General features: G+C 36.6%; 26 protein-coding genes and 1 pseudogene. 3 read left to right on the plus strand and 24 right to left on the minus strand.

What is annotated here, in order from left to right:
- Nucleotides 1-420: 420 nt before the first annotated feature.
- On the minus strand, nt 421-582 hold the full coding sequence (locus tag PSA_RS25050) for a hypothetical protein (RefSeq protein ID WP_157575727.1): 162 nt from the start codon (nt 580-582) through the stop codon (nt 421-423).
- Nucleotides 583-947: 365 nt separating this feature from the next.
- Between PSA_RS25050 and PSA_RS02270 the strand changes: the two genes are divergently transcribed.
- The gene (locus PSA_RS02270) at nt 948-3,092 is read left to right on the plus strand and encodes a winged helix-turn-helix domain-containing protein (protein ID WP_042147783.1); all 2,145 of its coding nucleotides are present in this window, start codon (nt 948-950) and stop codon (nt 3,090-3,092) included.
- Here the strand turns inward: PSA_RS02270 and PSA_RS02275 are convergent.
- Entirely contained in the window at nt 3,089-3,958 is an 870-nt protein-coding gene (locus PSA_RS02275) for a LysR substrate-binding domain-containing protein (RefSeq protein WP_042147780.1), read from the minus strand. The genes PSA_RS02270 and PSA_RS02275 overlap by 4 nt on opposite strands.
- Nucleotides 3,959-4,172: 214 nt before the next feature.
- Here PSA_RS02275 and PSA_RS02280 point away from each other — a divergent pair, with 214 nt between their 5' ends.
- Both PSA_RS02280 and fghA read left to right on the plus strand, forming a co-directional pair.
- Nucleotides 4,173-5,303: an S-(hydroxymethyl)glutathione dehydrogenase/class III alcohol dehydrogenase gene (locus tag PSA_RS02280; protein WP_042147779.1), complete on the plus strand. Its 1,131-nt coding sequence runs from the start codon at nt 4,173-4,175 to the stop codon at nt 5,301-5,303.
- Nucleotides 5,304-5,462: 159 nt separating this feature from the next.
- Nucleotides 5,463-6,308 (plus strand): S-formylglutathione hydrolase, encoded by an 846-nt coding sequence (gene fghA, locus PSA_RS02285; protein ID WP_042147776.1) that lies wholly within the window; start codon nt 5,463-5,465, stop codon nt 6,306-6,308.
- Between the two features lie 513 nt (nt 6,309-6,821).
- Here the strand turns inward: fghA and PSA_RS02290 are convergent.
- The 22 genes and pseudogenes from PSA_RS02290 to mnmG form a co-directional block, all read right to left on the minus strand.
- Nucleotides 6,822-7,172: a membrane protein gene (locus PSA_RS02290; RefSeq protein WP_042147773.1), complete on the minus strand. Its 351-nt coding sequence runs from the start codon at nt 7,170-7,172 to the stop codon at nt 6,822-6,824.
- A 105-nt stretch (nt 7,173-7,277) separates the two neighbouring features.
- On the minus strand, nt 7,278-7,916 hold the full coding sequence (locus PSA_RS02295; RefSeq protein ID WP_052380075.1) for a hypothetical protein: 639 nt from the start codon (nt 7,914-7,916) through the stop codon (nt 7,278-7,280).
- 146 nt (nt 7,917-8,062) lie between these two features.
- Nucleotides 8,063-8,830: a LytTR family DNA-binding domain-containing protein gene (locus tag PSA_RS02300; protein ID WP_042147770.1), complete on the minus strand. Its 768-nt coding sequence runs from the start codon at nt 8,828-8,830 to the stop codon at nt 8,063-8,065.
- 7 nt (nt 8,831-8,837) lie between these two features.
- Nucleotides 8,838-9,899 carry a sensor histidine kinase gene (locus PSA_RS02305; protein ID WP_042147767.1) on the minus strand — a complete coding sequence of 354 codons (1,062 nt, stop codon included), beginning with the start codon at nt 9,897-9,899 and terminating at the stop codon, nt 8,838-8,840.
- A 778-nt stretch (nt 9,900-10,677) separates the two neighbouring features.
- A pseudogene (locus tag PSA_RS24265) lies at nt 10,678-11,396 on the minus strand (ISAs1 family transposase).
- 61 nt (nt 11,397-11,457) lie between these two features.
- Nucleotides 11,458-11,559: a prepilin-type N-terminal cleavage/methylation domain-containing protein gene (locus PSA_RS24270; RefSeq protein ID WP_127924169.1), complete on the minus strand. Its 102-nt coding sequence runs from the start codon at nt 11,557-11,559 to the stop codon at nt 11,458-11,460.
- Between the two features lie 37 nt (nt 11,560-11,596).
- Complete coding sequence (locus PSA_RS02325; RefSeq protein WP_052380074.1) at nt 11,597-11,854, minus strand: hypothetical protein; 258 nt, start codon at nt 11,852-11,854, stop codon at nt 11,597-11,599.
- Between the two features lie 91 nt (nt 11,855-11,945).
- Entirely contained in the window at nt 11,946-13,304 is a 1,359-nt protein-coding gene (glmU, locus tag PSA_RS02330) for a bifunctional UDP-N-acetylglucosamine diphosphorylase/glucosamine-1-phosphate N-acetyltransferase GlmU (protein WP_042147759.1), read from the minus strand.
- 396 nt (nt 13,305-13,700) lie between these two features.
- Nucleotides 13,701-13,925 carry a hypothetical protein gene (locus PSA_RS02335; protein ID WP_042147757.1) on the minus strand — a complete coding sequence of 75 codons (225 nt, stop codon included), beginning with the start codon at nt 13,923-13,925 and terminating at the stop codon, nt 13,701-13,703.
- A gap of 203 nt (nt 13,926-14,128) precedes the next feature.
- Complete coding sequence (locus PSA_RS02340; RefSeq protein ID WP_042147755.1) at nt 14,129-14,542, minus strand: F0F1 ATP synthase subunit epsilon; 414 nt, start codon at nt 14,540-14,542, stop codon at nt 14,129-14,131.
- A 13-nt stretch (nt 14,543-14,555) separates the two neighbouring features.
- Complete coding sequence (gene atpD, locus PSA_RS02345) at nt 14,556-15,941, minus strand: F0F1 ATP synthase subunit beta (RefSeq protein ID WP_042147753.1); 1,386 nt, start codon at nt 15,939-15,941, stop codon at nt 14,556-14,558.
- A gap of 32 nt (nt 15,942-15,973) precedes the next feature.
- On the minus strand, nt 15,974-16,834 hold the full coding sequence (atpG, locus tag PSA_RS02350; protein ID WP_042147750.1) for a F0F1 ATP synthase subunit gamma: 861 nt from the start codon (nt 16,832-16,834) through the stop codon (nt 15,974-15,976).
- Nucleotides 16,835-16,890: 56 nt separating this feature from the next.
- Complete coding sequence (atpA, locus tag PSA_RS02355; protein WP_042147747.1) at nt 16,891-18,432, minus strand: F0F1 ATP synthase subunit alpha; 1,542 nt, start codon at nt 18,430-18,432, stop codon at nt 16,891-16,893.
- 15 nt (nt 18,433-18,447) lie between these two features.
- Nucleotides 18,448-18,978, minus strand: a complete 531-nt coding sequence (atpH, locus tag PSA_RS02360) for a F0F1 ATP synthase subunit delta (RefSeq protein WP_042147744.1) — start codon at nt 18,976-18,978, stop codon at nt 18,448-18,450.
- 14 nt (nt 18,979-18,992) lie between these two features.
- Nucleotides 18,993-19,463: a F0F1 ATP synthase subunit B gene (gene atpF / locus PSA_RS02365; RefSeq protein ID WP_042147741.1), complete on the minus strand. Its 471-nt coding sequence runs from the start codon at nt 19,461-19,463 to the stop codon at nt 18,993-18,995.
- Between the two features lie 41 nt (nt 19,464-19,504).
- Nucleotides 19,505-19,738, minus strand: a complete 234-nt coding sequence (atpE, locus tag PSA_RS02370; RefSeq protein ID WP_042147739.1) for a F0F1 ATP synthase subunit C — start codon at nt 19,736-19,738, stop codon at nt 19,505-19,507.
- Nucleotides 19,739-19,804: 66 nt separating this feature from the next.
- On the minus strand, nt 19,805-20,662 hold the full coding sequence (gene atpB / locus PSA_RS02375) for a F0F1 ATP synthase subunit A (RefSeq protein WP_042147736.1): 858 nt from the start codon (nt 20,660-20,662) through the stop codon (nt 19,805-19,807).
- A 15-nt stretch (nt 20,663-20,677) separates the two neighbouring features.
- Complete coding sequence (locus PSA_RS02380; RefSeq protein WP_042147732.1) at nt 20,678-21,058, minus strand: ATP synthase subunit I; 381 nt, start codon at nt 21,056-21,058, stop codon at nt 20,678-20,680.
- Nucleotides 21,059-21,327: 269 nt separating this feature from the next.
- Nucleotides 21,328-22,236, minus strand: a complete 909-nt coding sequence (locus PSA_RS02385; RefSeq protein WP_042147729.1) for a ParB/RepB/Spo0J family partition protein — start codon at nt 22,234-22,236, stop codon at nt 21,328-21,330.
- Between the two features lie 22 nt (nt 22,237-22,258).
- Nucleotides 22,259-23,038 carry a ParA family protein gene (locus tag PSA_RS02390; protein WP_042147726.1) on the minus strand — a complete coding sequence of 260 codons (780 nt, stop codon included), beginning with the start codon at nt 23,036-23,038 and terminating at the stop codon, nt 22,259-22,261.
- 20 nt (nt 23,039-23,058) lie between these two features.
- Nucleotides 23,059-23,682 (minus strand): 16S rRNA (guanine(527)-N(7))-methyltransferase RsmG, encoded by a 624-nt coding sequence (gene rsmG, locus PSA_RS02395; RefSeq protein ID WP_042147723.1) that lies wholly within the window; start codon nt 23,680-23,682, stop codon nt 23,059-23,061.
- A gap of 128 nt (nt 23,683-23,810) precedes the next feature.
- Nucleotides 23,811-25,700, minus strand: a complete 1,890-nt coding sequence (gene mnmG, locus PSA_RS02400) for a tRNA uridine-5-carboxymethylaminomethyl(34) synthesis enzyme MnmG (RefSeq protein ID WP_042147720.1) — start codon at nt 25,698-25,700, stop codon at nt 23,811-23,813.
- Nucleotides 25,701-25,962 lie beyond the last annotated feature (262 nt).

Consider the following 25,962-nt stretch of genomic DNA (forward strand, 5'->3'; position numbering starts at 1 on the left):
CTTAAACTTAACTTGCTGCTCGCTTAGCATATAAGAGATCAAGCTGTAAAAGGGTATTCAAGCGTTAATACTTATCAAGTAGCAGTAAATAAAGTCGCTTTTAATAGACTTTTTATTAAGTTGATCTGAGGTTGTTTAGTAAACAAACTATTTATAATAGTAACTCAGTTAGGATTAAATATATTTTATGGAGAGTTTTAAGTTATTACTTTGACTTATAAAGAGGAGTTGTAGCTAAAACAAGCGTAAGGTTAATAGAAATTATTACGTGACTTTTAATCTCGTTGGAACCCATAGACCACAAAAAATAACTTTCTCCCTCAACTACTTTTTAAATAAAACTAAAAATTACACGCTCATATTCTTAGTTTTATATCATCTTATCTATTCACAATAAAAAGTGGGATATTACAAGTTACCTTACATTGTTTGTGTATCAACATCAGATAACCAAGTCTCTTGTGTACCCTTATTCCCTAAATCTTTTTTACCACCTCCTATAAATTTAGTTTGTTCTAACATAACAACTTTATGATCTAGTGATAAGTTTTTTAGTTTCTTTTTCTTTAAATTAAGTTTCATATTACAACCTGAAAAAATGTATAAAATAGTTATTACTGTAGATAAATCTACAATAACAAAAAATAAATAATAATGGCTTATAAATTAGTTATTAAATCAAAGTAACATTTTAACATAAGTAATTGATTATAATCAGTGATAACATTTCATAATGATTTTATTAACTAATAAAATTAGAGATTGTAAATATACAAATTCTACAATATAATAAATATTCCTTATTACATCTGCATTTTCTCGCATTTGTACTAAGCCCCAAACACCGCCATGTTTGGGGCTTAATTTATTTCCTTTTATTAGTCACTCTTGTTATTATCCATTGTAAACATCTTTTGTACTCATCTTTTATAGTTATAAGGTTTAAAATGGCGTTCATTAGTGAATCTGAAATTGATTTTTCCAAAAAAATAAAGGAGGTTAAATTTGGACATTGGGTGCTCACACCTAAACACCAGATTATATTTGATGGTCAAATTCAAAGGGAATTAGAACCCCTTTTATATAGTATGCTAATTTATTTTATTAGAAATAATGATCGTATCGTAACAAGACAAGAGCTGATAAACGATGTATGGAAACAAGCATATGTAGATGATAATGCTATAAATAGAGCAATGTCTGAATTACGTAAAGCATTAAAATCTGAACTTCAGCGTGGTCTAGTATTAAAAACGCATTACAGGAAAGGCTATAGCTTTCTGCTTGATATAGAGTTTATATATTTAGAAGAAAATATTGCTAATATCGAACAAGAAAAAACATTTAAAACCCCCTCTAATAACCATAATGCAAAAAAAAGAAAATTTATGTTTGGCTTTTCTTTTATTGTAGCCGCTTTATTCTTATTTTATGTTTTATATATCACTATTCAAGCAAATTTTTTTAACCCAACATTAGATAAAATAGAAAAACCAATAGAAGTTAAAGAAGAAGTTTTATCTTGGGATCAAGGTACTTCTTTGAAACCTAAGATTTCTAACGATAAATCTTTAATTGCTTATTCATTTAAGCAAGATGATACAAATAGTTTTAATTTATATATTAAAAATACACATTCATTAAAGCAGTATATTTTGGTTGAAAGTGAAGATGATATTTACCCTATTGGGTGGTCAAATATAAATACTCTCTACTATCAAAAAGTAAATTCCAAAGCCAATCCAAAATGTGAAATATGGCAAGCGAGCTCATTAAACAATATCTCTGCAACTAAACACAAAAAATTATTTAACTGTAATTCGGATGAAATCTTAAGTGGCTCAGGGTTTGATAACGGTAATAAGTTAATTTATACCAAATACAATTATCGTGATATTGCTGATGTATCTGTCATTGTAAGTAGGGATTTGAGTAGTGGCTCTGAATTTCAAGTTAGTTCACCAAATAATGAAGAACGCGGTGACTTTTTTATAAATATTTCTCATCAACAAGATAAAATAGTTTTTTTGCGCGCTCAGTCAATGGGCACTGAAATATATATAGCAAATATAGATGGCAGTCATCAAAATAGAATCGCTAAATTGGATTATGTAGTAAACTCCGTTAATTGGGATCCTAGTGATACCACTATTACTTGGCTAAATAGAGCAAATAAAACAATCATTAACTTTGATTTAGAAACAAATCAACAAAATGAACGAAAGATTAAAACACAGTATAGTTTACAATTTAGTGAAATTGTTTCAGATGAAGAAATTTTACTTGCAACCAGTTTGGCTGATTTTAACCTTTTAACTACCAATATTAGCGACGAAAATCCACAAATAGCAAGTTTTTCTAACACTAATTTAAAAGAACGATTAATTGCGCCTTTTAATTTATCAAAAGAGAGTGTTTTTATTGTTGAAAGTGAATATCAAAGTATTTGGCTCTATCAAGCTGGTGTGCGTAAAAAGCTTAAAGATTTGGATTTATCATACATTACTAGTATTGCTATTTCACCTGATGATACTCAACTATTAATAGCACTACAAAAGCAAATTATAGTGATTGACCTAGCAAGCTTAAAAACTTTATATAGCATAAACCTTGAAGGTGTAATAAAAAAAGCTACATGGCCTTTAAACTCTAAAATTCTCTTAAGCTATGCAGAAAGTTTACAAACTAACCCTTGGTTTTATGATTTGGAGCAAAAAAAACTAATTAAACTATCTAACACTCATATGAATTCAGTATTTTATGTAAACAACAGCATTATGTTTTTCAATGAAGAATTTGAATTAATACAACAAAATATAAATACAGGATCCGAGCAGGTTTTAATGAAACTTGAAAACGTTTCTAAGGTAGTATGGTGTGTTGATGATGAGAATATATATTATAAAATGGGTAATAAAATATTCAAAAAGCCTTTAAAACAGGAATTAAAAGCAACTGAATATGTTGAGTTAAATGAATCCATACTAAACATACAAATAGTTAATACTAAATACCATAAAGCACTATATCTTAATACCGTTTCGCTAAAAGACAATTTTATTGTAAGCTTAAAACTAAAACCAGAAAGTTAATTTATATATTGATATAAATAATCCACCAGCAAGCGTACTTTGGGTGATATATGTCTATTTTGTGGATAGAGTGCCCAAATACCCTCTTTTGGTTCTTGGTAGTTTTCTAAAATTGAAACCAGATCACCCGATTTTAAATCTTCACCTATATAATAATCCGGTAGTTTTATAAGTCCTATACCTTTGATTGCAGCATCTCTTAAACCATAACCACTATTACATGTCAGTGAACCTGATACTCGTATGGATTTTTCTTTTCCTGATTCTATAAAACGCCAATGGTCTGTATTACCTACTAAACAGTTATGTTGCTTTAGTTCTGATAATGAGTGTGGAATACCAAATTTCTCCAGATATTTAGGTGATGCGCATACGAATTGGGTTCTGCTAGTGAGGCGTTTTGCCATCATGCTAGAGTCACCTAATTTACCTAATCGTATTGCTAAGTCGTATCCGCCTTCTACTAAATCTACAGTTTGATTACTTAATACCACGTTTACTTCGACTTCAGGATATTTCGTCATAAAGTCAATTACTAATGGCATGATATATTTTTCGCCATAAGTCACTGGTGCAGTGAGTTTAACTAACCCCTGTGGTGCATTGCGTAAATTACTTATGGCGCGTTCAGCATCTTCGAGCCCTGCCATTACTTGGCGACAATGGCTATAATAAACCGAACCCTCTTCGGTTAAAGATACTTTTCGGGTTGTGCGATAAAAAAGTTTAGTATTAAGGCGGTTTTCTAATGCACTTACCTGACGACTCACTTGAGCTGTTGATATGCCTAATATTTTAGACGCACCTGTAAAGCTAGATGTTTGTGCCACAGATACAAACTCCGATACACCTTCCCATAAAAACATAACTCACCCGAATTAATTCTTTATCTATTATTACCATATGGTAAAAGTAATTTGCATTTAAAGCTAATTATTATTTAATAAGAAACAAAGTAGAATTCACCCTATCAAAATATACGACGCTAATAATTCGTCGTTATTTAAGTTAACTTCTATAGTATTAAACAATAAGTCGCACACATAAAACATAGGCCTTGAGCCACATTGGAGATAAACAATGACTGATAAATTTATTAAATCAAAAGCTGCTGTAGCTTGGGGCCCGAATCAACCATTAAAAATGGAAGAAGTTGATGTCATGCTACCGCGTAAAGGCGAAGTATTAGTAAAAATAGTAGCTACTGGCGTATGTCATACTGATGCATTTACATTATCAGGTGATGATCCAGAAGGTATTTTCCCTTCAATTTTAGGTCACGAAGGTGGCGGTATTGTTGAACAAATTGGTGAAGGCGTAACAAGTGTTGCTGTTGGCGACCATGTTATTCCTCTTTACACAGCAGAGTGTGGTGTGTGTAAGTTCTGTACATCTGGTAAAACAAACCTATGTCAGGCTGTTCGTGAAACACAAGGTAAAGGCCTAATGCCAGATGGCACAACTCGTTTTTATAAAGACGGTCAACCAATTTACCATTATATGGGTTGTTCTACTTTTTCTGAATACACTGTATTACCAGAAATCTCATTAGCTAAAGTAAATAAAGAAGCACCTTTAGAAGAAGTATGTTTATTAGGGTGTGGTGTTACTACAGGTATGGGCGCGGTACTTAATACAGCTAAAGTAGAAAAAGGCGATACAGTTGCCATATTTGGTTTAGGCGGTATTGGTTTATCAGCGATTATCGGTGCTAAAATGGCGGGGGCAAGCCGTATTATTGGTATTGATATCAACGAGAGCAAATATGAGCTAGCTAAGAAATTAGGTGCAACAGATTGCATCAATCCAAAAGATTTTGATAAACCAATTCAAGATGTGATTGTTGAAATGACTGATGGCGGCGTTGATTACTCTTTTGAGTGTATCGGTAATGTTGATGTAATGCGCTCAGCTCTAGAGTGTTGTCATAAAGGTTGGGGCGAATCTGTAATTATTGGTGTAGCTGGTGCTGGCCAAGAGATTTCTACTCGTCCATTCCAACTTGTAACTGGTCGTGTATGGCGTGGCAGTGCATTTGGTGGTGTTAAAGGTCGCTCTGAGTTACCAGAGATCGTAAACCGCTATATGGCTGGCGAGTTTGCTCTTGATGACTTTATTACGCACACTATGCCACTTGAAAACATTAACGAAGCATTTGATCTGATGCATGCAGGTAAAAGTATTCGTACTGTTATTCATTTAGATAAGTAAGGTTTTTACTTAAACCTATTAAGCCTTTTATTATAGATATGTAATTTAAGGCTTCATCAATCTAAAAGTCGAGATCTGGGATAAAACACCTCGGAGATGACTTGTAAATTAGTTATAAATTGAGCTACTCAGTTGCAATCATTCAGAGGTTACAAATCCATGTCTTTAAATAATATCAGTTCCAATAAAATCTTTGGTGGTTGGAATAAGCAATATACTCATGCTTCTACTAGTTTAAACTGTGAAATGCGTTTTGCTATTTATTTACCGCCACAAATAGCGCAAGGTAAAAAAGTACCCGTTTTATACTGGTTATCAGGTTTAACCTGTACTGACGAAAACTTCATGCATAAAGCAGGTGCACAACGCATAGCTGCCGAGCTAGGTATGGCGATTGTCGCGCCAGATACTAGCCCTAGAGGCGAAGATGTTGCAGACGATGATGGTTATGATTTTGGACAAGGTGCTGGTTTTTATGTAAACGCCACGCAAGCGCCGTGGAATCGTCATTATCATATGTATGATTATGTTGTGAATGAGCTACCTAAATTAATAGAAGCACATTTTCCAGTAACACAACAACGTGCGATAAGCGGTCATTCTATGGGTGGCCACGGTGCATTAACGGTTGCTTTAAAAAATCCTGAAAACTTTAGCTCTGTTTCAGCATTTAGCCCAATCGTTAATCCAATTAACTGTCCTTGGGGTCAAAAAGCATTTACAGGTTATTTAGGTAAAGATAAAAAAACTTGGCAAGAATACGATGCCACTATTTTAATGCAAAAATCTGAAACTAAGCTGAATAAATTACCTATGCTGGTGGATCAAGGTTCAGAAGATAACTTTTTAGTCGAGCAATTAAAACCTGAAGCATTAACTGAAGCTGCAAGCAAAGTTGATTACCCGCTAGAGTTAAGAATGCAGCCTGGCTTTGATCATAGCTACTTTTTTATCGCCAGCTTTATTGAAGATCACTTACGTTTTCATGCTAAGCATTTTGCTTAGATGTAAATCTTCTTAGTTATATATAAAACAAAAAAACCTCAATTATTCCGGGCTATTAAGTCAAACTGTGGCTGTTTATTAAATTAAACGGCCATTTTTTATTTTAACCCCAATAAAAACAACACCTCCAGCCAGGCGATTAGCAGAGAGGTCGTACGAGGAGTCAAGAGATAACAGCGACTTAGCTATGATTACGCAGTATTTTCTAGATTTTACCTAGGCGAAATTAGATCAAATAACGGTAACTAAAAACACATATTAAATTATCGTCTCTGTTCACACACAGAAATATCTGCTCACGGCCAATAGCGGTCGTTGAGCTGCAATGCTTTTCTATAGGAGCGAGCGCTGCCAAATCATGCTAATGTTGTAATTCAGATTAGCCAAGATATTGATAACTAGTCAAAACATAATATGGCTAAATGTCTTTCTGTTAAGCGATAAAATACAGGTTGGTACTAAATGGGGAATTTCCGTCCTGTATTTCACCTATTAAGGTTGCTTGCTTTTTTCTTAGAAAAACCAGTTGGTTGGATTTGGGTGTGCTGTTTCTCTGTCAATATATTGCATGCCTTTTATTGAGCGGGCAACAAGCCAAACTATAAAGTAACAAATAATAAACCAGCCAATTACATTTCCTGAGAGTAGTGTACCCATAAGCAAGTAGAGCGCACCTATCCAAAATGTTCTAATTTGATATTGATAATGTGACTTTAACCAATCAGAGGCTTCATTTTTGTTAATATAAGCCATTATGGCTCCAATCAGGCATGTTATGCCAATTAGGCTGCCAACTAGATATAAAATATAAACAATTTTAGCAGCACCCATAGTTCTTGTATTATTTTCTATTGCTTCGCCCATACGTTTTCTCCTTTGATTTTAACTCATAAACTGTTGTGTGTGACTGACTAATTTAAACAATACGAATCGAATTTGATTCGCTTTCATTGTGGGAAACAATTGATGTTATTTCGGCATTTCAGGGATAGAGAAAGTTACCTTGCCGTTGGCATCTAGCATTTGAATGGTGGCAACATCGTTTTTGTCAACGGCGAATCTAATACGCTCTTTGCCTTTAGTGTCATGCAGTGAAAAAGCGGCGTCTTTATTTTTAGTCGACATAGCTATACGGGTAGCGCCTGCCGAGCCGTGTTCGAACATGTCTTTGTCTAAATCTAAACGGTCAAGAATGACAAAGCTTGCTGAAAAGTCGCCTTTATCGTTTTCAAACTTGTTAAAACCTATGGCCTCAGAATTTTTGTAGTCAAAAATCATTAAATCAGCCTTGGTACCTTTCATGCTGGCGGTAGCAAGTCCACCAGTTTCATTACCATCTTCATCATAAAATACAAGACCGGCAGGCTTAATTGAACGCTCAATTTCTTTACCGTCAATTACTGGGTTTGGTGCTCTTTCCGGTGTTGCTAGTACAACGCGATTCACCCCATTCTCACCAACGATATTGATACGCTCAACGTCAATTTCACCATAGCTGCTTTTTTGAAAATCATAAATTGAATAGCCAATAACACTTGCTAACAAAACGCTTTGAATTGTACTGACGAATGTTAAAGATCTTACTTGCTTATTATTTGAAGGTGTCATGTTCTATATCCCTGTTGTTTGATTAGGTATAGATTATGTTTCTCGGAGAAAAGGCTCAACCGGATAATCGGTGAGCGTAGAAATTCTATAACTGAACGTGGAAATATAGCGCTGAATAATTTATTCCCTTCATAGCAAATAAATGATTATTGCTCAAGCCATTGTTTAAATATTGGTGCTCGTTGGGCGCTGCAAGTTAATGGCTGCTTACGACCTATTACCGAAACCTCCAAACGATCTTTACCTAGCGGTGTGATCTTTTCGATTGCATCAATTGATACCATTTCGTGACGGTTAAGGCGAAAAAAATTGCTCGGGTTTAACTGACCTTCAACGGTGGTTAAGTTGGCGTCAGATAATGGGTATGATTTGCTTAGCTGATCAAAAGCTTGTAAGCCTGATAGCTCAATTCTGAAATAAGCAATATTTTCAACTTTCAATAGTTCAATACCTGAATGGCGTTTTATTGTGAAACGCGATTTGAAATTTTGTTGAGCGTTGGTTGCAAGTGTTGATTGCAACTGATTTAAAATGTCTTGATTAAGTATGGAGAAGTTGCTTTTCAGCTGATGATACTTGTTTAATGCACCTATCAAAGATTCTTTGTCAAAGGGCTTTAACAAATAGCCAATGCTGTTGCAGCTAAATGCTTCCATTAAAAATTGATCGTAAGCTGTAGTGAAAATAATCGGGCAGGGAACTTCAACTTGTTCAAGCGCAATAAATACCGAGCCATCGAGCAGCTCTATGTCAGAAAATAGCAGGTCGATTTTTGTGCCTTTGTTAATTGTTTCGACAACCGAGCTGATTGAGTCGATAACAAAATCAATTTCAATGTCCTGTTTTATTTCTTTTAATAAAGTGATTAGGCGTTTTACCGCCAATGGTTCATCTTCAATAATACCTACTAACATCAGTCCCTCACTGGCCGGAATTTTTGGTTAAAATTAATGCAGGTATTGACACCCTAAACAGCTCACTTGTTTTTAAAATGGTAACAGGTGAATCGCTTAAGCTTTGGTAGCGTTTTACAAGGTTTTCTAATCCTGTCTTGGTTGATGCGGGCGCATTGAGTTTTTGCCTCAACGGGTTTTCTATGTGAACCATATCATTGCCAAAAGTTACAGAGATAGTTAGCGGTTCTCTCGTTGAAGCAATATTATGTTTAATTGCGTTTTCTACACAAGTTTGTATTGCACCGGGGGCAATCATGGTTTCTGATATAGATTCTTGCGCCTGATCAATAACCAGCTTGTATGCATTTTCAAATCGAATATTCATGACTTCGCAATATTGGGTAATGAATTGTAGTTCATCGGCTAGGCTTATTAGTTCTTCATCTTTGTGATTGAGAACAAACCGATAGAGGTTAGAGAACTTAGTGACATATTGCTCTGCTAGTTTGGCGTCAATAGGGATTAAGCTCGCCAGTACATTTAGACTATTAAATAAAAAGTGCGGGGTTATTTGCTGCTGCAATAGCTTAAATTGAGCGTTTGCATTTTCTTTTTCGGCAGCGAGTTGCCGTATTGCGGAGCGATGGCTTACCTGTAAGCTCAGATAAGACAAATACAATGCGGCAATAATTAAGTGGATAATAAAGAAAGTGTAGCCAATATTGGTTACTATGCCAGCAGTTGATGGATACCAACCTGATTTATCCAAGTATATAAAAAGTGTTAAGCGGGTGAGCAAAAAAATGCCAGTAGTAACCACTGCATTGATAATGCCTGAAATAAATATCACCTGTATAATCGCACTCAAGTTGAGTTGGCGATCATCGTAAATGATAGTCCGGGTAATCCACGCACATGAAAAGTAACTACTTAATCCGTATAAAATAAATAACAAATGCTCGATAGGGCTGTAAAAGCTCGTTTCACCGAAAAGCTGGCTAACGCTAAGTATAGTGTAGAGTATGCTTGCCAAGCCAAAGATCAACACAACGGCTTTTTTTTTCGTATGATTCAGTGTATTTAACATACAGGACTGGCTTTTTAATAAATAATTATAGGCGAGTTAATTTGCCATAAAGTGATGCTAATAACAAACTTTAATTGGTCTTATACCTCAGTGATTCATATGTGGTTTTATGTTGTTTTTAACGATTCATAGCTATAGCCATTAGAAAGTATACTGCCCGATGTTGCTTACTTTGGGCTGAGCTACAAACTTGGTGCAATTTTTCTTCAACTAAATGCCATATATACGTACGCGTCTTATATGTTTATGTCAATTAATCGTTGTAAAGCAAGTGGAGTCCATACATTGTGTCGTGAGCGGACGCTGACACGCAGATAAGTTTCCAATATTAATGAAAGTTACACTGTTAGGCCATGCTTGCTGTGCAGTTAGATCTGAACAAATATTTAAAAGTATCAGGTCAAATATGAATTACATGCAACTTATGTGTGGTTTTACTCCTCCGAACTCCAGAACAGAACTAAAGCTTAGTATATCTTGTGCCGTAAATACTTTATCTGACAGACCTATGCGTTGTGCTGCGGTTGTCGGGGGTTCCTTGCTTCGCTTGTCTTTTAATGATTTTTCATTTGTCCGGCAAAAATTATTATACACACGCATAATCTCAATGAGTTTAGACATCCATTTAGGGTTGTAGCCAGCATAAGCATTCAAACGCTTTGAGTTGGTAGTACTAGTGACGGGTCTCTCTAACATATTAACGAGCCTACGAAGAATCTGAAACCAGTTATCGACATTGATTGTAAAATGATTGACGCGAATTCAATGGAATCAGCATTTATTCCTGTAAGCGGCTGAACTGCCACGGCCAGCACATTTTAATCCCAGACTCTAACAAGGTTGAGCGATAATCATCGTCTAGCCCTGCCATTTTCTTTTTCCTCGCCATACTTGCTGATCTAGTGGTATCTCGTTTAAATAACGCCATAGCTATTTTTCTCATGACGTTAAAAACAACTGGCCCTTGCTTCTTACGTACTCTTGATTCATCTTCCCTAAAATTCATATCTAACATCCAATGCATACTTTCAACTTGCCAATGTCTACGTACAGCATTGAGGGCTTGCTCTGCATTTAACCCTAACGAACTGATATATCACCGAGTTTCTATTGTATCAGTACCGGCCGATTTATCGTGAATTTCAGCGGTGACTTGAATGACACTCTTTGAACCAGACCATTGGTAATCTTTGGCTAACCAGCTTTTATTAATAAGTATATCCAAGATTGAAAGGCATGCTCTATTTCATCTGCTTTTAATCGACAAATAACACGAGCAATAGTGTCATGTTTTGGAATTCCTGCATTGAAAGTACCGTATTTTTTTAACCAATCAAGTTTTAAGCGCCCAAAGTCTTCAATATCCTCCCATCCTTCTGCACCAGAGAGTACGGCACTAATTGCTAGCAGAAGAATATCGATAAGTTCATTCTTTTTACAGCGTTCAATGCGAGGATCTGTAATAGAATTAAAGTGTTTCAGAAAAGTAGCGCTCATATTAAGTTAGCAAAGGGGGATTATGCCTTCATCTGATCGCTACTTGTTCTATAAGTTCAATTTATAATGATCTTGCCTTGGTGAACATCACACCCGCTAATATAAAACCACTGACAACCAGTGAAATCATCATTTCAATAAGCGTAAAGCCGCGCTGATTCATCATTAGCTCCTAAGTAGAATAAAGCTATTTAACGTGATTAACCGTCTATTTTTGGTATTAATGCCACATGATATTTTTTGATTATCACTTGATAGGCTTGATCTGTACTGGCGATCTCTATGTTATAGGCGCTTAATAAGTCAGAGGTATCATTTGCTCTAAGTCGATGTATTACATCGTTTGCTAAATTTAAAGCTGCAGCTCTTTGCAAAGAGTCATAACTTGCTTGTTTAGCTTTCGCTTGCAGACCAATCGCACCTAAGAAGCCGATTGTTAGAATTACAAATGCGATCAAAGGTGACTAAGTGTTACTGGATTTTGGTGGGATTTATAATAAAAAAGCAGGTTAAGCTTTCACTAAACCTGCTCTAAAGTAATATTAACACTTACTTTTTAACTGGACGTTTCCAGCCATCTAAATTACGTTGCTTACCACGCGCGATTGCTAATTGATTATCGCCAACTGTACCTGTGACAACTGAACCAGCACCCACAGTGGCTAAGTTACCAATTTCAACTGGCGCCACTAAAGATGAGTTAGAGCCTATAAATGCCCCATCTTTAATAATTGTTTTAGATTTATTTACGCCGTCGTAGTTACAAGTGATGGTACCTGCACCCACATTCACTTTTTTACCGATTTGGGCGTCGCCTAAATAGCTAAAGTGATTGGCTTTTGAGCCTTCGCCTAAAACAGACTTTTTCATCTCAACAAAGTTGCCAATGTGAGAGTTTGTTTCCATCACAGCTCCTGGACGTAATCTTGCAAATGGACCTAAAGTACATGCAGCGCCTACAGTTGCATCTTCAATTAATGTATTTGCTTTAATTACTGCACCATCACCGATTTCACAGTTTTTAAGTACACAATTAGGGCCAATTTGAACATTGTTACCTAAAGTGACTTTACCTTCAAAAACCACGTTGATATCAATCACAACATCTTGGCCTGTTGTGATCTCTCCACGTACATCAATACGTGAAGGATCAGCTAAACTTGCGCCATTTAGCATTAACTCTTCAGCTAACCAAGCTTGATAAGCGCGCTCTAAACCAGCTAATTGTACGCGGTTATTAGCTCCTTCTACTTCCATTGGATGTTCAGGCTGAGCAGATGTAATTTCGATGCCATCTTCTTTAGCCATAGCAACGATATCTGTTAGATAGTATTCGCCTTGTGCATTTTTATTAGATAAACGGCCTAACCAAGATTTTAATAAACCACCGTTAACCGCCATAATACCAGTATTAACTTCTGTAATTTTAAGCTGCTCTGCTGATGCGTCTTTTTGCTCAACGATACCAACTAATTTACCATTTTCACGTATCATGCGACCGTAACCCATAGGGTTGACTAAATCCACGGTCAAAACAGCTAATCCACGCTCAGGTAAAGCAGTTAATAGTTTTTCAAGTGTTTCTTGCTTAGTTAAAGGCACATCACCATATAAGATAAGAACGGTATCTTCATCTGAAATGAATTCTTTAGCTACTGCAACTGCATGGCCAGTTCCTAATTGCTCATCTTGTAATACCCAATTTAGATCTGATGTTTTGATAGCATCTTGCAATAATTCACCGCCATGGCCATAAACTAAATTAGTTTTTGTAGCGCCAAGTGCTTGGGCTTTATCAATAACATGCTGAACCATAGGTTTACCAGCAATAGGGTGAAGTACTTTAGGTAAAGCTGAACGCATACGCGTGCCTTTACCCGCAGCTAAAATAACAGTAGTCAGAGACATTAAAACAATTTCCTTCTTTCTTTGTTTTATTAATTTGTTTTACATAATTAGATCTAGATTACTATTTATAACTATGATGTATTATTTTTATCCTAATCCGTAGGCATAAAAATTAAATAGTTTAAATATTAACGTTGAAATAAAAAGTAATAATATTGACGAGTATTTTAGCGGTTATTTGAGCAATATATAAGTAAGAATCAAATATAAAAGGCCACTTAAGCTATTTATTGGCTTTTCAATAGTTTAGTTTTAATTTAAGCGATTTTAATTTCTTTTTTTGAATTCGTTGTTAAAGTCCTCTCTGTAAAAGGTACTCAAATCATCGTTTTTTATTTGATTGGCAGACCATATTGAAAAAGTTTTGATTAAATTCTTTTGCAGCTTCAATAACCATCAGATTATTTGAAAAGCACTCACTTGGTTTTCTATACTTTTGAAGTATCCTTCTATTTGTTGTTTCTTTTGTTCTCTTGATGCTTTTAGAGCGCGCTTTTGCTCTTTCTCTAATGAAGTAAATAAACTATCTATCGAGGTTTTACTTAAAATACTGGCTAGTAATATCAGCGGTAATATCGCCATTAGTGACATCATTAATAATAACTTAGTCCTAATCTTCATAACATTCTTCCCTGTCCATGTTTACTTTTAAATTAAATTTACGCCGAAAGTATGGTTCTAAAAGGGGGAATGTCAAAAGTAAAAAAGTGAATGTTTTTTATTAGAATATTGGCTCTTATAACTAAATATGAATTACTAATTTTTAATAAATTTTAGGCAAAAAAAAACCACCTAAAGGTGGTTTTTTCTATTAACTAGAAAGGTTATTTACGCATTTGCAATACTTTAAGTTGTGCGATTGCTTGTGACAATTCTGCCGCAGCTTCTGCATAACTCATATCTGTTGCTGCTGAGCTAGCTAAATGCTCTTCAGCTTTGCGTTTTGCATCAAGGGCTGTTTTCTCATCTAAGTCTTCAGCTCTTGTTGCTACGTCAGCTAGTACAGTCACACTTGAAGGTTGAACTTCAAGTGTACCGCCGGCAATATAAATCACTTCTTCGTGACCATGTTGCTTAACTAGACGTACCATTCCAGGTTTAAGGGCTGTAAGTAATGGAGCATGACCAGGAAGTATCCCTAGCTCACCTTCACTACCTGTTACTTGGATAGTTTCAACTAGACCAGAAAAAATAATATCTTCTGCGCTAACAACGTCCAAATGTACAGTCATAGCCATTACAACCTCCTAATTACATGTTTTTAGCTTTTTCAATCGCTTCTTCGATAGAACCAACCATGTAGAAAGCTTGCTCTGGAAGATCATCAAACTCACCGTTTAAGATGCCGTTGAAGCCAGCAATAGTATCTTTAAGAGATACATATTTACCAGAAGCACCAGTAAATACTTCAGCTACGAAGAAAGGCTGAGAAAGGAATTTCTCAATCTTACGCGCGCGCATTACTGTGTTTTTATCTTCATCAGACAACTCATCCATACCTAAGATAGCGATGATGTCTTTAAGCTCTTTATAACGTTGAAGTACTGTTTGAACGCCACGTGCAGCATCGTAATGCTCTTGACCGATTACTAATGGATCAAGTTGACGTGAAGACGAATCAAGTGGGTCAACCGCTGGGTAAATACCTAGTGATGCGATATCACGAGATAGTACTACTGTTGCATCTAAGTGAGCAAACGTCGTTGCTGGAGATGGATCAGTTAAATCATCCGCAGGTACGTATACCGCTTGGATTGAAGTGATTGAACCAGTTTTAGTAGAAGCGATACGCTCCTGTAAAACACCCATTTCTTCAGCTAGTGTAGGCTGGTAACCTACCGCTGATGGCATACGACCTAGTAGTGCTGATACTTCAGTACCCGCTAGTGTGTAACGGTAAATGTTATCTACGAAGAAAAGAACGTCACGACCTTCGTCACGGAACTTCTCAGCCATAGTAAGACCCGTTAGTGCTACACGTAAACGGTTTCCTGGTGGCTCATTCATTTGACCGTAAACTAGCGATACTTTATCAAGTACGTTAGATTCGTTCATTTCGTGATAGAAATCGTTACCTTCACGAGTACGCTCACCAACACCAGCGAATACAGAGAAACCACTGTGCTCGATAGCGATGTTACGGATAAGTTCCATCATGTTTACAGTTTTACCAACACCGGCACCACCGAACAGACCAACTTTACCACCTTTAGCAAATGGACATACAAGGTCAATTACCTTGATACCAGTTTCTAAAAGTTCAACTGAGCTTGATTGCTCTTCATAGCTTGGAGCAGCGCGGTGTATAGCCATACGCTCTTCTTCGCCGATAGGACCAGCTTCATCAATTGGCTCACCTAGAACGTTCATGATACGACCTAGTGTTGCTTTACCAACTGGAACTTGAATGCCTTTACCTGTATTTTCTACTTCAGTACCACGGCGTAAACCATCTGTAGTACCTAATGCAATTGCACGAACTAAACCGCCACCTAACTGTTGTTGAACTTCTAGAGTCAAACCAACTAAATCGCCGTTGCTAATTCTTAGTGCGTCATAAACTGCTGGTACGTTATCTTGTGAATATTCGATATCCACAACAGCACCAATTATTTGGACGACCTTACCTAAACTCATGTCTATTCCTCTCTTAACTTTGCCTAAGCAGCTTAAACAGCCGCTGAACCGCCTACAATCTCACTGATCTCTTGTGTGATAGCAGCTTGACGAGCTTTGTTATAAATAAGTTGAAGCTCATCGATCAAGTCGCCTGCGTTATCTGTTGCGCCTTTCATGGCGATCATACGCGCGGCTTGCTCTGAAGCTACATTTTCAACCACACCTTGGTAAACCTGAGACTCAATGAAACGCGTTAACAGAGTTTCTAAAGTAGCCTCTGGACTTGGTTCATATAAGTAATCCCAAGCGTAGGCTGATACTTCTTCTTCAGCTTTAGGCAAAGGTAATAACTGATCGATCTTTGGCTCTTGTTTCATAGTATTAACAAACTTGTTATATACCACGAATAAACGGTCTATTTTACCTTCACTGTATGCATCTAGCATAACTTTTACAGGACCTATAATGTCTTGTAGTGTAGGCTTATCTCCAAAACCAGAAGTTTGTGCTTGTACAGTATCTTCAAAGCGATATAAGAAGTTAGTAGCTTTAGTGCCTATGGCAGCAAACTCTACATCTACTTTATCAGCTTTAAATTTTTGAATATCTTGTACTAATGTTTTGAACATATTAGTGTTCAAACCACCACACAGACCACGATCTGTAGAGATAACAATATAACCAACTTTCTTCACATCACGTTCTTCTAAGAACGGGTGATGAAAATCTAGATTAGCTCGAGCAACACGACCGATCACTTTACGTAAATTATCAGCGTATGGACGGCTTAAAGCCATGCGTTCTTGCGCCCTTTTCATTTTGGACGCAGCAACTTTTTCCATTGCGCTAGTGATCTTTTGAGTATTTTTAATACTACCGATCTTGCTTTTTATCTCTTTTCCGCTAGCCATGACTCAATCTCCGAATCAAGGTGACCTAAAAGGCCACCTTATTAAATAACTCATTATTACCAAGTTTGCGTAGCTTTAAACTTCTTAAGAAGTTCTTTAAGCTGTGCTTCGATCTCGGCGTTATAGTTACCTGTTTCGTTAATTTGAGCCACTAACTGTGCGTATTCGCTATTAGCAAATGCGATTAGGCTTGCTTCAAAATCTAAAATCTTTTCGATTTCGATATCTTGTAAGTAACCTTTTTCAGCAGCAAATAGTGATAGAGACATATCAGCAACAGACATTGGAGCATACTGGTTTTGCTTCATAAGCTCTGTAACACGCTCACCATGCTCTAATTGAGCACGAGTTGCATCATCAAGATCAGATGCAAACTGAGAGAATGCCGCTAACTCACGGTACTGAGCTAACGCTAGACGGATACCACCACCTAGTTTCTTAACGATCTTAGTTTGCGCTGCACCACCAACACGAGATACCGAGATACCAGCATTTACAGCTGGACGGATACCTGAGTTAAATAAATCAGTTTCTAAGAAGATCTGACCATCAGTGATAGAGATAACGTTAGTAGGTACGAACGCAGAAACGTCACCACCTTGAGTTTCAATGATAGGCAATGCTGTCAATGAACCTGTTTTACCTTTCACTGCGCCGTTAGTGAATTTTTCAACGTAATCTGCGTTTACACGAGATGCACGTTCAAGAAGACGACTGTGAAGGTAGAAAACGTCACCTGGGTACGCTTCACGACCTGGTGGACGCTTAAGTAGTAATGAGATTTGACGGTAAGCAACTGCTTGCTTAGACAGATCATCATATACGATTAATGCATCTTCACCGCGGTCACGGAAGTATTCACCCATAGTACAACCAGAGAATGGTGCTAGGAACTGAAGCGCAGCTGATTCAGAAGCTGAAGCAACAACAACAATCGTGTTCTCTAGAGCGCCATGCTCTTCTAGCTTGCGTACTACGTTAGCAATTGTAGAAGCCTTTTGGCCTACTGCTACGTATACACATTTAACGCCAGTATTTTTTTGTGCAATGATTGCATCGATTGCTAAAGCAGTTTTACCTGTTTGGCGATCACCGATTACAAGTTCACGTTGACCACGACCTACTGGGATCATCGCATCGATAGATTTGTAACCAGTTTGAACTGGCTCATCTACTGATTGACGTTCGATAACGCCTGGTGCGATTTTCTCAACTGGTTCGAAACCATCGTTGTCTACTGCGCCTTTACCATCGATCGGAGCACCTAGTGTGTTTACAACACGACCAAGTAAACCTGGACCTACAGGTACTTCAAGGATACGGCCAGTAGATAATACTTTTACGCCTTCTTTCAAATCAGCATAAGCGCCCATTACTACGGCGCCTACTGAATTGCGTTCAAGGTTTAGTGCGATAGCGTAACGGCTACCTGGAAGCTCAATCATCTCACCTTGCATACAGTCTGCAAGGCCATGAATACGGATAATACCGTCAGTAACAGATACGATAGTACCTTCGTTACGAGCTTCACTAACAACTTCGAACTTCTCAATACGTTGTTTGATTAGTTCTGAAATTTCAGTGGAATTAAGTTGCATGCTCTTTCTTCCTAATTACGATTGTAGTGTTGTGGCTAAACGGTTTAATTTACCGCGTAGTGAGCCATCAATTACATTATCACCAGCCTTAACAATAAGACCACCAACAAGTGTTTCATCAACACTACAATTCAGCTTAATTTTACGTGAAAAACGTTTTTCTAACGCGCTAACCAATGTTGCTAGTTGAGCTTCTGCAAGCTCAGCTGCAGAAATGATGTCAACATCAATTTCTTTATCATATTCAGCTTTAAATTCAGTGAATAATTCAGCAACTTCTGGTAGCGCAGCTAAACGCCCGTTTTCGGCTAAAACTTTTACTAAGTTTTGCCCGTATTCGTTGATTTGCTCAGCACAAACAGAAATAAAAATATTTGCTTGTTCCTCTGCCGCTTTGTTTGCGATAAAAGAACTAACCTGTTGGTTATTTGCAACTTGCGCAGCAAATACCAACATGTCATTCCAATCAGAAACAGTTTGTTTCTCAACGGCAAATTCAAAAGCTGCTTTAGCGTAAGGACGAGCGATAGTAGTCAATTCAGACATACTCAGACCTCCAATTACAGCTCAGCAACAAGTTTTTCAACAATGTCACTGTGTGCAGCTTCGTTTATTTCGCGCTCAATGATCTTTTCAGCACCGAGTACCGCTAAAGAAGCAACTTGCTTGCGCAGGTCTTCTTTTACACGATTTCTTTCGGCTTCAATTTCTGAATGACCTTGAGCAATAATATTTTCACGTTCTTCATGACCGCGCTGAGTTTCCTCATCAACGATTTGCGTAGCACGTTTTTTAGCTTGCTCGATGATATCTGCAGCTTGAGATTTAGCTTCTTTAAGTTGAGAAGTTGCTTTGTTACGAGCAAGTTCTAAATCTTTTTCAGCTTTATCTGTAGCGGCTAAACCATCTTCAATTTTTTTCTGACGAGCTTCAATTGCACCATTTAGTGGTGGCCACACAAACTTCATGCAGAACCATACAAACACTACGAATGCAATTAATTCACCTAATAGAGTGGCGTTTAAGTTCACGTCCGCTCCTCCTTAAATAGTATGCTGTTCAAAAAATGAAATTAAAGTACGAACAACAATACCATTGCGATACCAACACCGATCATTGCAACAGCATCGATCAGACCAGCAAGAATAAACATTTTAACTTGCAGTGAAGGTGCAAGATCAGGTTGACGAGCACATGCTTCTAGGAATTTACCACCCATGTTACCGAAGCCAATCGCAGTACCGATTGCGCCGAAGCCGATAAGTAAAGCTACAGCGATATACTTAAGACCTAATACTAGTTCCATTTTTTTTCTCCAGAGTTTTAATTGTAAATTAAAGTTAAAGTTAAAGTTAAATTGTAAAACAAAAAATTAGTGGTTATCTGAGCTTGCCATACTTAGGTAAACAATCGTCAACATCATGAATACAAATGCTTGAAGCACGATTACTAAGATGTGGAATATTGCCCAAATAAAGTGCAATGGTAATTGCATTAAGCCAACCGCGCCGATCAAGATGAATATCAACTCACCAGCGTATAAGTTACCGAACAAACGAAGTGCTAACGAGAATGGCTTAGCAACTAAAGCAATTGTTTCAAGTAACAGATTAAAAGGTATCAATAAAACTTGCACCAGCTTATTATCTGAGCTGAAAGGGTGCAAAGTTAATTCAGCGATAAAGCCTTGAATGCCTTTTATTTTGATTGAATAACCAATCATTAATAAGAAAACACCAATAGCTAAAGCAGCTGTTAAGTTGATATCAGTTGTAGGTACAATTTTCATGTAAACATCATGAGAATCCATACCAAATGCGCTAGAACCAATGAAACCGGCTAAAGCAGGTAAAAAGTCTACAGGAATTAAATCCATCAGATTCATTAAGAACACCCAAACAAAAATAGTTAGAGCTAGAGGTGCTATTAATTTACTTTTTCCATGAAAAGTGTCTTTCACGTTTAAGTCAACAAATTCGACGACCATTTCGATAAAGCATTGCCATTTTCCAGGTACACCCAACGTTGCTTTACTAGCAGCGCTTTTAAATACCCATAAAAATAGCAAGCCAAGACCGATTGACCATGCTAAGGTGTCTATGTGCCATGTCCAGAACCCACTGTCACTACATGCTTTATTAAATGCTAAACCGGTATCGGTCGAACACATTTTTGCATTAGTTAAGTGATGCTGAATATGGCCTGATAGAGAAACTTCTTCTGCAGCCATGTTTTATCCCAAAAGTTAATGATTAAAAAAAATCGCTGAAGACCATTGTGAATAATTAACAAGTATAAAACAGCCAAATAATGCCAAAGGCACTATGGTTATAGTTTTAAATATCAATACAAACAACACAATGGTTAACATAAATTTTAAACTGGTGCCTCGTTTAAACGATTTATACACCTGATCCATCTTACTAGCTCCGACAAAACGAAAGGCATATAAGACAAATACAAAATTAGGAAGTACAGCTACCATGCCACCTGCAAATGCAGATAAAGCCGCCGAAGACCCCCAAATTATAGAAATTATTAATGTAGCAAAAACAGCTACTGTAAATTGAAATCCAATAAGCTTTAATCCAGCGAGCTGATAAGGTTTGGATAATTTATTATTCATTTAATTCAAACCTTTGCTTTATTATTAAACATCAATATACAAAAACTGGCGAAATTATACTGATTCCTGCCGATTTTGCAATGGAAGAATGACATAGATAGTGGGGTTTTATCTTAGATTTTATGAGGTGTTATAGATATTTAAACATTATGAATAAAAATAAAATGGAAACTAAATTTAACTTAAAAAAAACATCTCATTTTCTTATCAAACTTTGAAGATAGGCTTAAGTTATTTTTAAGTCTATCTTCAGGCATTTAGAATGAAAATTAATTATTTTGAGTGTTAATTTTTTCTAAAATACCATCAAGCTCAGCTAAGTCAGTATATGAAATAACCAACTTACCTTTTCCTTTTTTATTGTAGCTAATATCTACTTTAGCACCCAAATTTTCAGCTAGTTGCTGCTCAAGCTGTTTAACATCAGGATCTTTTTCAGTAGTTTCTTTCCTAGAAGCGGGGTCTAATACTGATTTAACTAATTTTTCAGTTTCACGAACCGTTAACACTTTAGCTACAACAGTGCGAGCAGTGTCAGATTGTAAACTGCCTTCAAGTGCTAAAAGACAACGGGCATGACCCATTTCCAAGTCACCATGTTCCAACAATTTTTTAACATCTTCATTTAAATTATTCAGACGCATTAAATTTGTAACAGTTGTACGAGATTTACCAACTGCATCGGCAACTTGTTGATGTGTTAATTCAAATTCATTTTGTAACCTATCTAATGCAACGGCTTCTTCCATTGCATTAAGATCTTCACGTTGAATATTTTCAATTAAAGCAATAGCAACAGCAGCTTCATCAGGAACATTTTTAATTAAACAAGGAACCACTTCTAAACTTGCAAGCTGTGCTGCACGCCAACGACGTTCACCAGCAATAATTTCATAGCTGTCAGTAGATAATTCACGTACCACAATTGGCTGGATCACACCTTGTGAGCGAATTGAACACGCTAAATCTTCAAGCGCTTGTTCCGACATATCCTTACGCGGTTGGTATTTACCAGGTTTGATAAACTCAATTGGTAACTTTTTCAATTCGCTTTTTTCTAAATTTTGTGTGATTTCAACCGGATCGATTGATGTCTGTGCTGTTTTAGCTACAGCAGGTTTGCTTGATGTTAATAAGGCATCTAAGCCTCGACCAAGACCACGTTTTTTTGCAGACATTGTGATTTACTACCTTAAAATATTATGCAACTTCGACCTGTTCTTTACGTCTAAGTATTTCACCTGCCAATGCTAAATATGCTTTAGCGCCCGTAGAAGTGCGATCATAATACATAGCGGGCGCACCAAAACTTGGGGCCTCTGCTAATCTTACATTTCTAGGAATGACAGTTCGGTAAACTTTTTCGCCAAAATGTTGTTTTAGTTGTTCAGATACATCATTGGCTAAACGATTTCGTGGATCATACATGGTTCGTAAAATACCTTCAATTTTCAAATCAGGATTAACCAGTTTTGATAATTGGGTGATCGTGTCCATTAATGCAGTTAGTCCCTCTAATGCATAATATTCACACTGCATCGGTACAAGTACTGAATCGGCTGCAGTCATTGCATTGACTGTTAACATATTAAGAGATGGCGGACAGTCTATAAAAATAAATTCATATCGATCTTTTATTAACTCTAATGCATTTCTTAATCTAACTTCGCGGGCAAACAACTCCATCAATTTAACTTCAGCGGCAGTGACATCACCATTAGCTGGAATTAAGTGGTATTCACCAGACGTTTCTTTCTCTACGATTTCATCAAATGGTTTTTCATCAACCAGTAAATCATACACGGTTGAAACATCCGCATACTTATCAACACCACTACCCATAGTGGCATTACCTTGAGGATCTAAATCAATTAATAATACTTTTCGCTTTGTTGCTGCCATCGAAGCAGCTAAATTAACCGCAGTGGTCGTTTTACCAACACCACCTTTTTGGTTAGCAATGACGATAACTTTTGCCACAGTATCCCCTGATTAAGTTTTTATTGTGCTTTATTTAAAATAATTAAATGCCTTTGCGCATCTAATCCAGGAACTTCAAGTATTATATTTTCTTCAAATTTAATATTTTCAGGCAAAGATGCAAGTTCTTCATCAGGATATTGACCTTTAAGGGCAATAAATTTACCTGAATCGTCAATTAAGTGTTCACACCATTGAACCATATCTTGTATTGAAGCAAAAGCACGACTTAAAACGCCGTCTAATTTTACCGGAGCTTGATATTCTTCAACCCTTGATTGTACAGGCGTCACATTAGATAAACCAAGTTCGTGTTTTACTTGAGTTAAGAATCTAACACGTTTACCTAAACTGTCTAACAAAATAAATTGTGTATCTGGTAATGCGATTGCTAAAACAATTCCCGGGAGTCCAGGTCCAGTTCCAACATCAATATAATTTTTACCATTAATATGAGGTGCAACAACTAGCGCATCTAAAATATGTTTCACCATCATCTGAGAAGGCTCTCTCACTGAAGTTAAGTTATAAGCTTTATTCCACTTATCTAACAGTTCAACATATTTTACTAATTTTAATTTTTGCTCATCAGTTAATTCAATAGATGTTTGCGCGAGTAATTTATTTAATTGTTCTAATAACACACGATACCTTTAATTGCATATTTTGTATTCAATACTGATATTACTATCAAATAATGAATTTTAAGTTACGTTTTATATATAACATAAAAAATATCCCTAATGAGTGCCATTAGGGATAACAAATTTTACTAAGCCATTTTTTTAATCAGGCCCTGTTTTTTCAAGTATACCAGTAATAGTGATATAGCAGCAGGTGTGATACCAGAAATTCGCGATGCTTGGCCAATTGTTTGTGGTCTTGCATCAGTTAATTTAGAAACAACTTCATTAGATAAACCTGAAACAATTGAATAATCATAATCAGCAGGTAATAAAGTTTCTTCGTGACGAAGTTGTTTATTTATCTCTTCTTGCTGACGAGCGATATATCCCGCGTATTTTATTTGGATTTCAACTTGTTCTAATGCTTGCTGGTTTTCAACTTCAGATCCTAAATCTGGGATCTGAGTTAAAGTTTTATAATTAACTTCAGGACGGCGGATCAGATCTTCTAAACTCGCTTCTCTTGATAAAGATGATTTAAGTAGATCATTTACAGCATCAATTTGTTCATGCTCTTTATGGATCCAAGTATTTTTTAGTCTTTGGCTTTCCACTTCAATCGCTTGCATCTTTTCATTGAATGCCTGCCAGCGAGCATCATCAACTAAACCTAGTTCGCGACCTTTTTCAGTTAGTCGAATATCAGCATTATCTTCTCTTAATAATAAACGGTATTCAGCACGACTAGTAAACATACGATATGGTTCTTTTGTACCCATAGTAGCTAGGTCATCTATTAATACACCCATATATGCTTCATCGCGACGCGGTGTCCAAGATTCTTTACCTTGCTCTTTCAACGCAGCATTTAATCCAGCGATTAAACCTTGCGCACCCGCTTCTTCATAACCAGTAGTACCGTTTATTTGGCCTGCAAAGAATAAACCTTCAATAAATTTAGTCTCTAAAGATTTCTTTAAATCTCTTGGATCAAAGAAATCATATTCGATTGCATAACCAGGTCGACATATATGTGCATTTTCGAAACCTTTCATTGATCTAACAATTTGAACTTGGACGTCAAATGGTAAGCTTGTTGAGATCCCATTAGGGTAAAGTTCGTTTGATGTTAAACCTTCAGGCTCAACAAAGATCTGATGTTGATCTTTATCTGCAAAACGCATCACTTTATCTTCAATCGAAGGACAGTAACGTGGGCCAACACCTTCAATCACGCCTGCATACATAGGTGAGCGATCTAAGTTATCGCGGATCACATCATGTGTTTTTTCATTTGTATAAGTGATATAACACGGAATCTGTCTAGGATGGTCTGATTGTTTACCCATAAATGAAAACACTGGAGTCGGTGTATCACCAGGTTGTTCTTGCATAACAGAGAAATCAACAGTACGTGCATCTATACGAGGTGGTGTACCTGTTTTTAAACGATCAACTCGAAATGGTAATTCACGTAAACGATTAGCAAGTGCTATTGAAGGCGGATCACCCGCACGACCACCACTAAAGTTTTCAAGACCAATATGTAGACGGCCACCAAGGAAAGTACCTACTGTTAAAACAACTGATCCAGCTGAGAATCTTAAGCCCATCTGTGTAACAACACCTGTTACGCGATCGTTTTCAACAACAAGGTCATCACATGATTGTTGGAATATTTTTAAATTTTCTTGGCTTTCTAAAATATCTTGGATTGCAGCTTTATAAAGAGCGCGATCAGCTTGAGCTCTTGTCGCTCTAACTGCTGGGCCTTTAGATGAGTTAAGCGTTCTAAATTGAATACCTGCTTTGTCAATCGCTTTCGCCATTGCTCCGCCTAAAGCATCAATCTCTTTTACCAAATGTCCTTTACCAATACCACCTATAGCGGGATTACATGACATCTGACCTAAGGTATCTATATTTTGAGTTAACAGTAATGTGTTCATACCCATTCTTGCAGATGCTAGTGCAGCTTCTGTACCTGCATGTCCACCACCTACAACAATTACATCAAAATGTTCATGAAAAATCATCTAACGATCCTACTCCAATAAGCCATCAATTTTCAAAAGGGAGCGTATTCTACCTAGAATTTTAAAGAAGTGAAATGGTTATTTTTTATTCAGGATCCTTTTAAAGATCTTATATAAATAAAGGATCTTTTAAAGAGATCTTTATTAGATCTTACTACTATAGAGCCAATTTTCTGTATATAAGTCACTTTTCTTTTATTAGTTCAGTTACTTGGAGCAGATCTTATTTGTTAGTATGATCGGATCTTCCTATGTAAAAGCT

This window comes from Pseudoalteromonas sp. '520P1 No. 423', from assembly GCF_001269985.1.
Lineage (GTDB): Bacteria > Pseudomonadota > Gammaproteobacteria > Enterobacterales > Alteromonadaceae > Pseudoalteromonas.

Excerpts from the sequence above, each read along its gene's own strand:
- PSA_RS25050 (WP_157575727.1), bottom strand. The coding sequence starts at position 582 with ATGAAACTTAATTTAAAGAAAAAGAAACTAAAAAACTTATCACTAGAT.
- atpA (WP_042147747.1), bottom strand. The coding sequence starts at position 18,432 with ATGCAACTTAATTCCACTGAAATTTCAGAACTAATCAAACAACGTATT.
- PSA_RS02290 (WP_042147773.1), bottom strand. The coding sequence starts at position 7,172 with ATGGGCGAAGCAATAGAAAATAATACAAGAACTATGGGTGCTGCTAAA.
- PSA_RS02380 (WP_042147732.1), bottom strand. The coding sequence starts at position 21,058 with ATGAATAATAAATTATCCAAACCTTATCAGCTCGCTGGATTAAAGCTT.
- PSA_RS24270 (WP_127924169.1), bottom strand. The coding sequence starts at position 11,559 with ATGAATCAGCGCGGCTTTACGCTTATTGAAATGATGATTTCACTGGTT.
- atpB (WP_042147736.1), bottom strand. The coding sequence starts at position 20,662 with ATGGCTGCAGAAGAAGTTTCTCTATCAGGCCATATTCAGCATCACTTA.
- PSA_RS02385 (WP_042147729.1), bottom strand. The coding sequence starts at position 22,236 with ATGTCTGCAAAAAAACGTGGTCTTGGTCGAGGCTTAGATGCCTTATTA.
- PSA_RS02280 (WP_042147779.1), top strand. The coding sequence starts at position 4,173 with ATGACTGATAAATTTATTAAATCAAAAGCTGCTGTAGCTTGGGGCCCG.
- PSA_RS02335 (WP_042147757.1), bottom strand. The coding sequence starts at position 13,925 with ATGAAGATTAGGACTAAGTTATTATTAATGATGTCACTAATGGCGATA.
- PSA_RS02305 (WP_042147767.1), bottom strand. The coding sequence starts at position 9,899 with ATGTTAAATACACTGAATCATACGAAAAAAAAAGCCGTTGTGTTGATC.
- atpH (WP_042147744.1), bottom strand. The coding sequence starts at position 18,978 with ATGTCTGAATTGACTACTATCGCTCGTCCTTACGCTAAAGCAGCTTTT.
- atpE (WP_042147739.1), bottom strand. The coding sequence starts at position 19,738 with ATGGAACTAGTATTAGGTCTTAAGTATATCGCTGTAGCTTTACTTATC.
- PSA_RS02340 (WP_042147755.1), bottom strand. The coding sequence starts at position 14,542 with ATGGCTATGACTGTACATTTGGACGTTGTTAGCGCAGAAGATATTATT.
- mnmG (WP_042147720.1), bottom strand. The coding sequence starts at position 25,700 with ATGATTTTTCATGAACATTTTGATGTAATTGTTGTAGGTGGTGGACAT.
- atpG (WP_042147750.1), bottom strand. The coding sequence starts at position 16,834 with ATGGCTAGCGGAAAAGAGATAAAAAGCAAGATCGGTAGTATTAAAAAT.
- fghA (WP_042147776.1), top strand. The coding sequence starts at position 5,463 with ATGTCTTTAAATAATATCAGTTCCAATAAAATCTTTGGTGGTTGGAAT.
- atpD (WP_042147753.1), bottom strand. The coding sequence starts at position 15,941 with ATGAGTTTAGGTAAGGTCGTCCAAATAATTGGTGCTGTTGTGGATATC.
- glmU (WP_042147759.1), bottom strand. The coding sequence starts at position 13,304 with ATGTCTCTGACTACTGTTATTTTAGCTGCGGGTAAAGGCACGCGTATG.
- PSA_RS02295 (WP_052380075.1), bottom strand. The coding sequence starts at position 7,916 with ATGACACCTTCAAATAATAAGCAAGTAAGATCTTTAACATTCGTCAGT.
- PSA_RS02275 (WP_042147780.1), bottom strand. The coding sequence starts at position 3,958 with ATGTTTTTATGGGAAGGTGTATCGGAGTTTGTATCTGTGGCACAAACA.
- PSA_RS02270 (WP_042147783.1), top strand. The coding sequence starts at position 948 with ATGGCGTTCATTAGTGAATCTGAAATTGATTTTTCCAAAAAAATAAAG.
- PSA_RS02300 (WP_042147770.1), bottom strand. The coding sequence starts at position 8,830 with ATGTTAGTAGGTATTATTGAAGATGAACCATTGGCGGTAAAACGCCTA.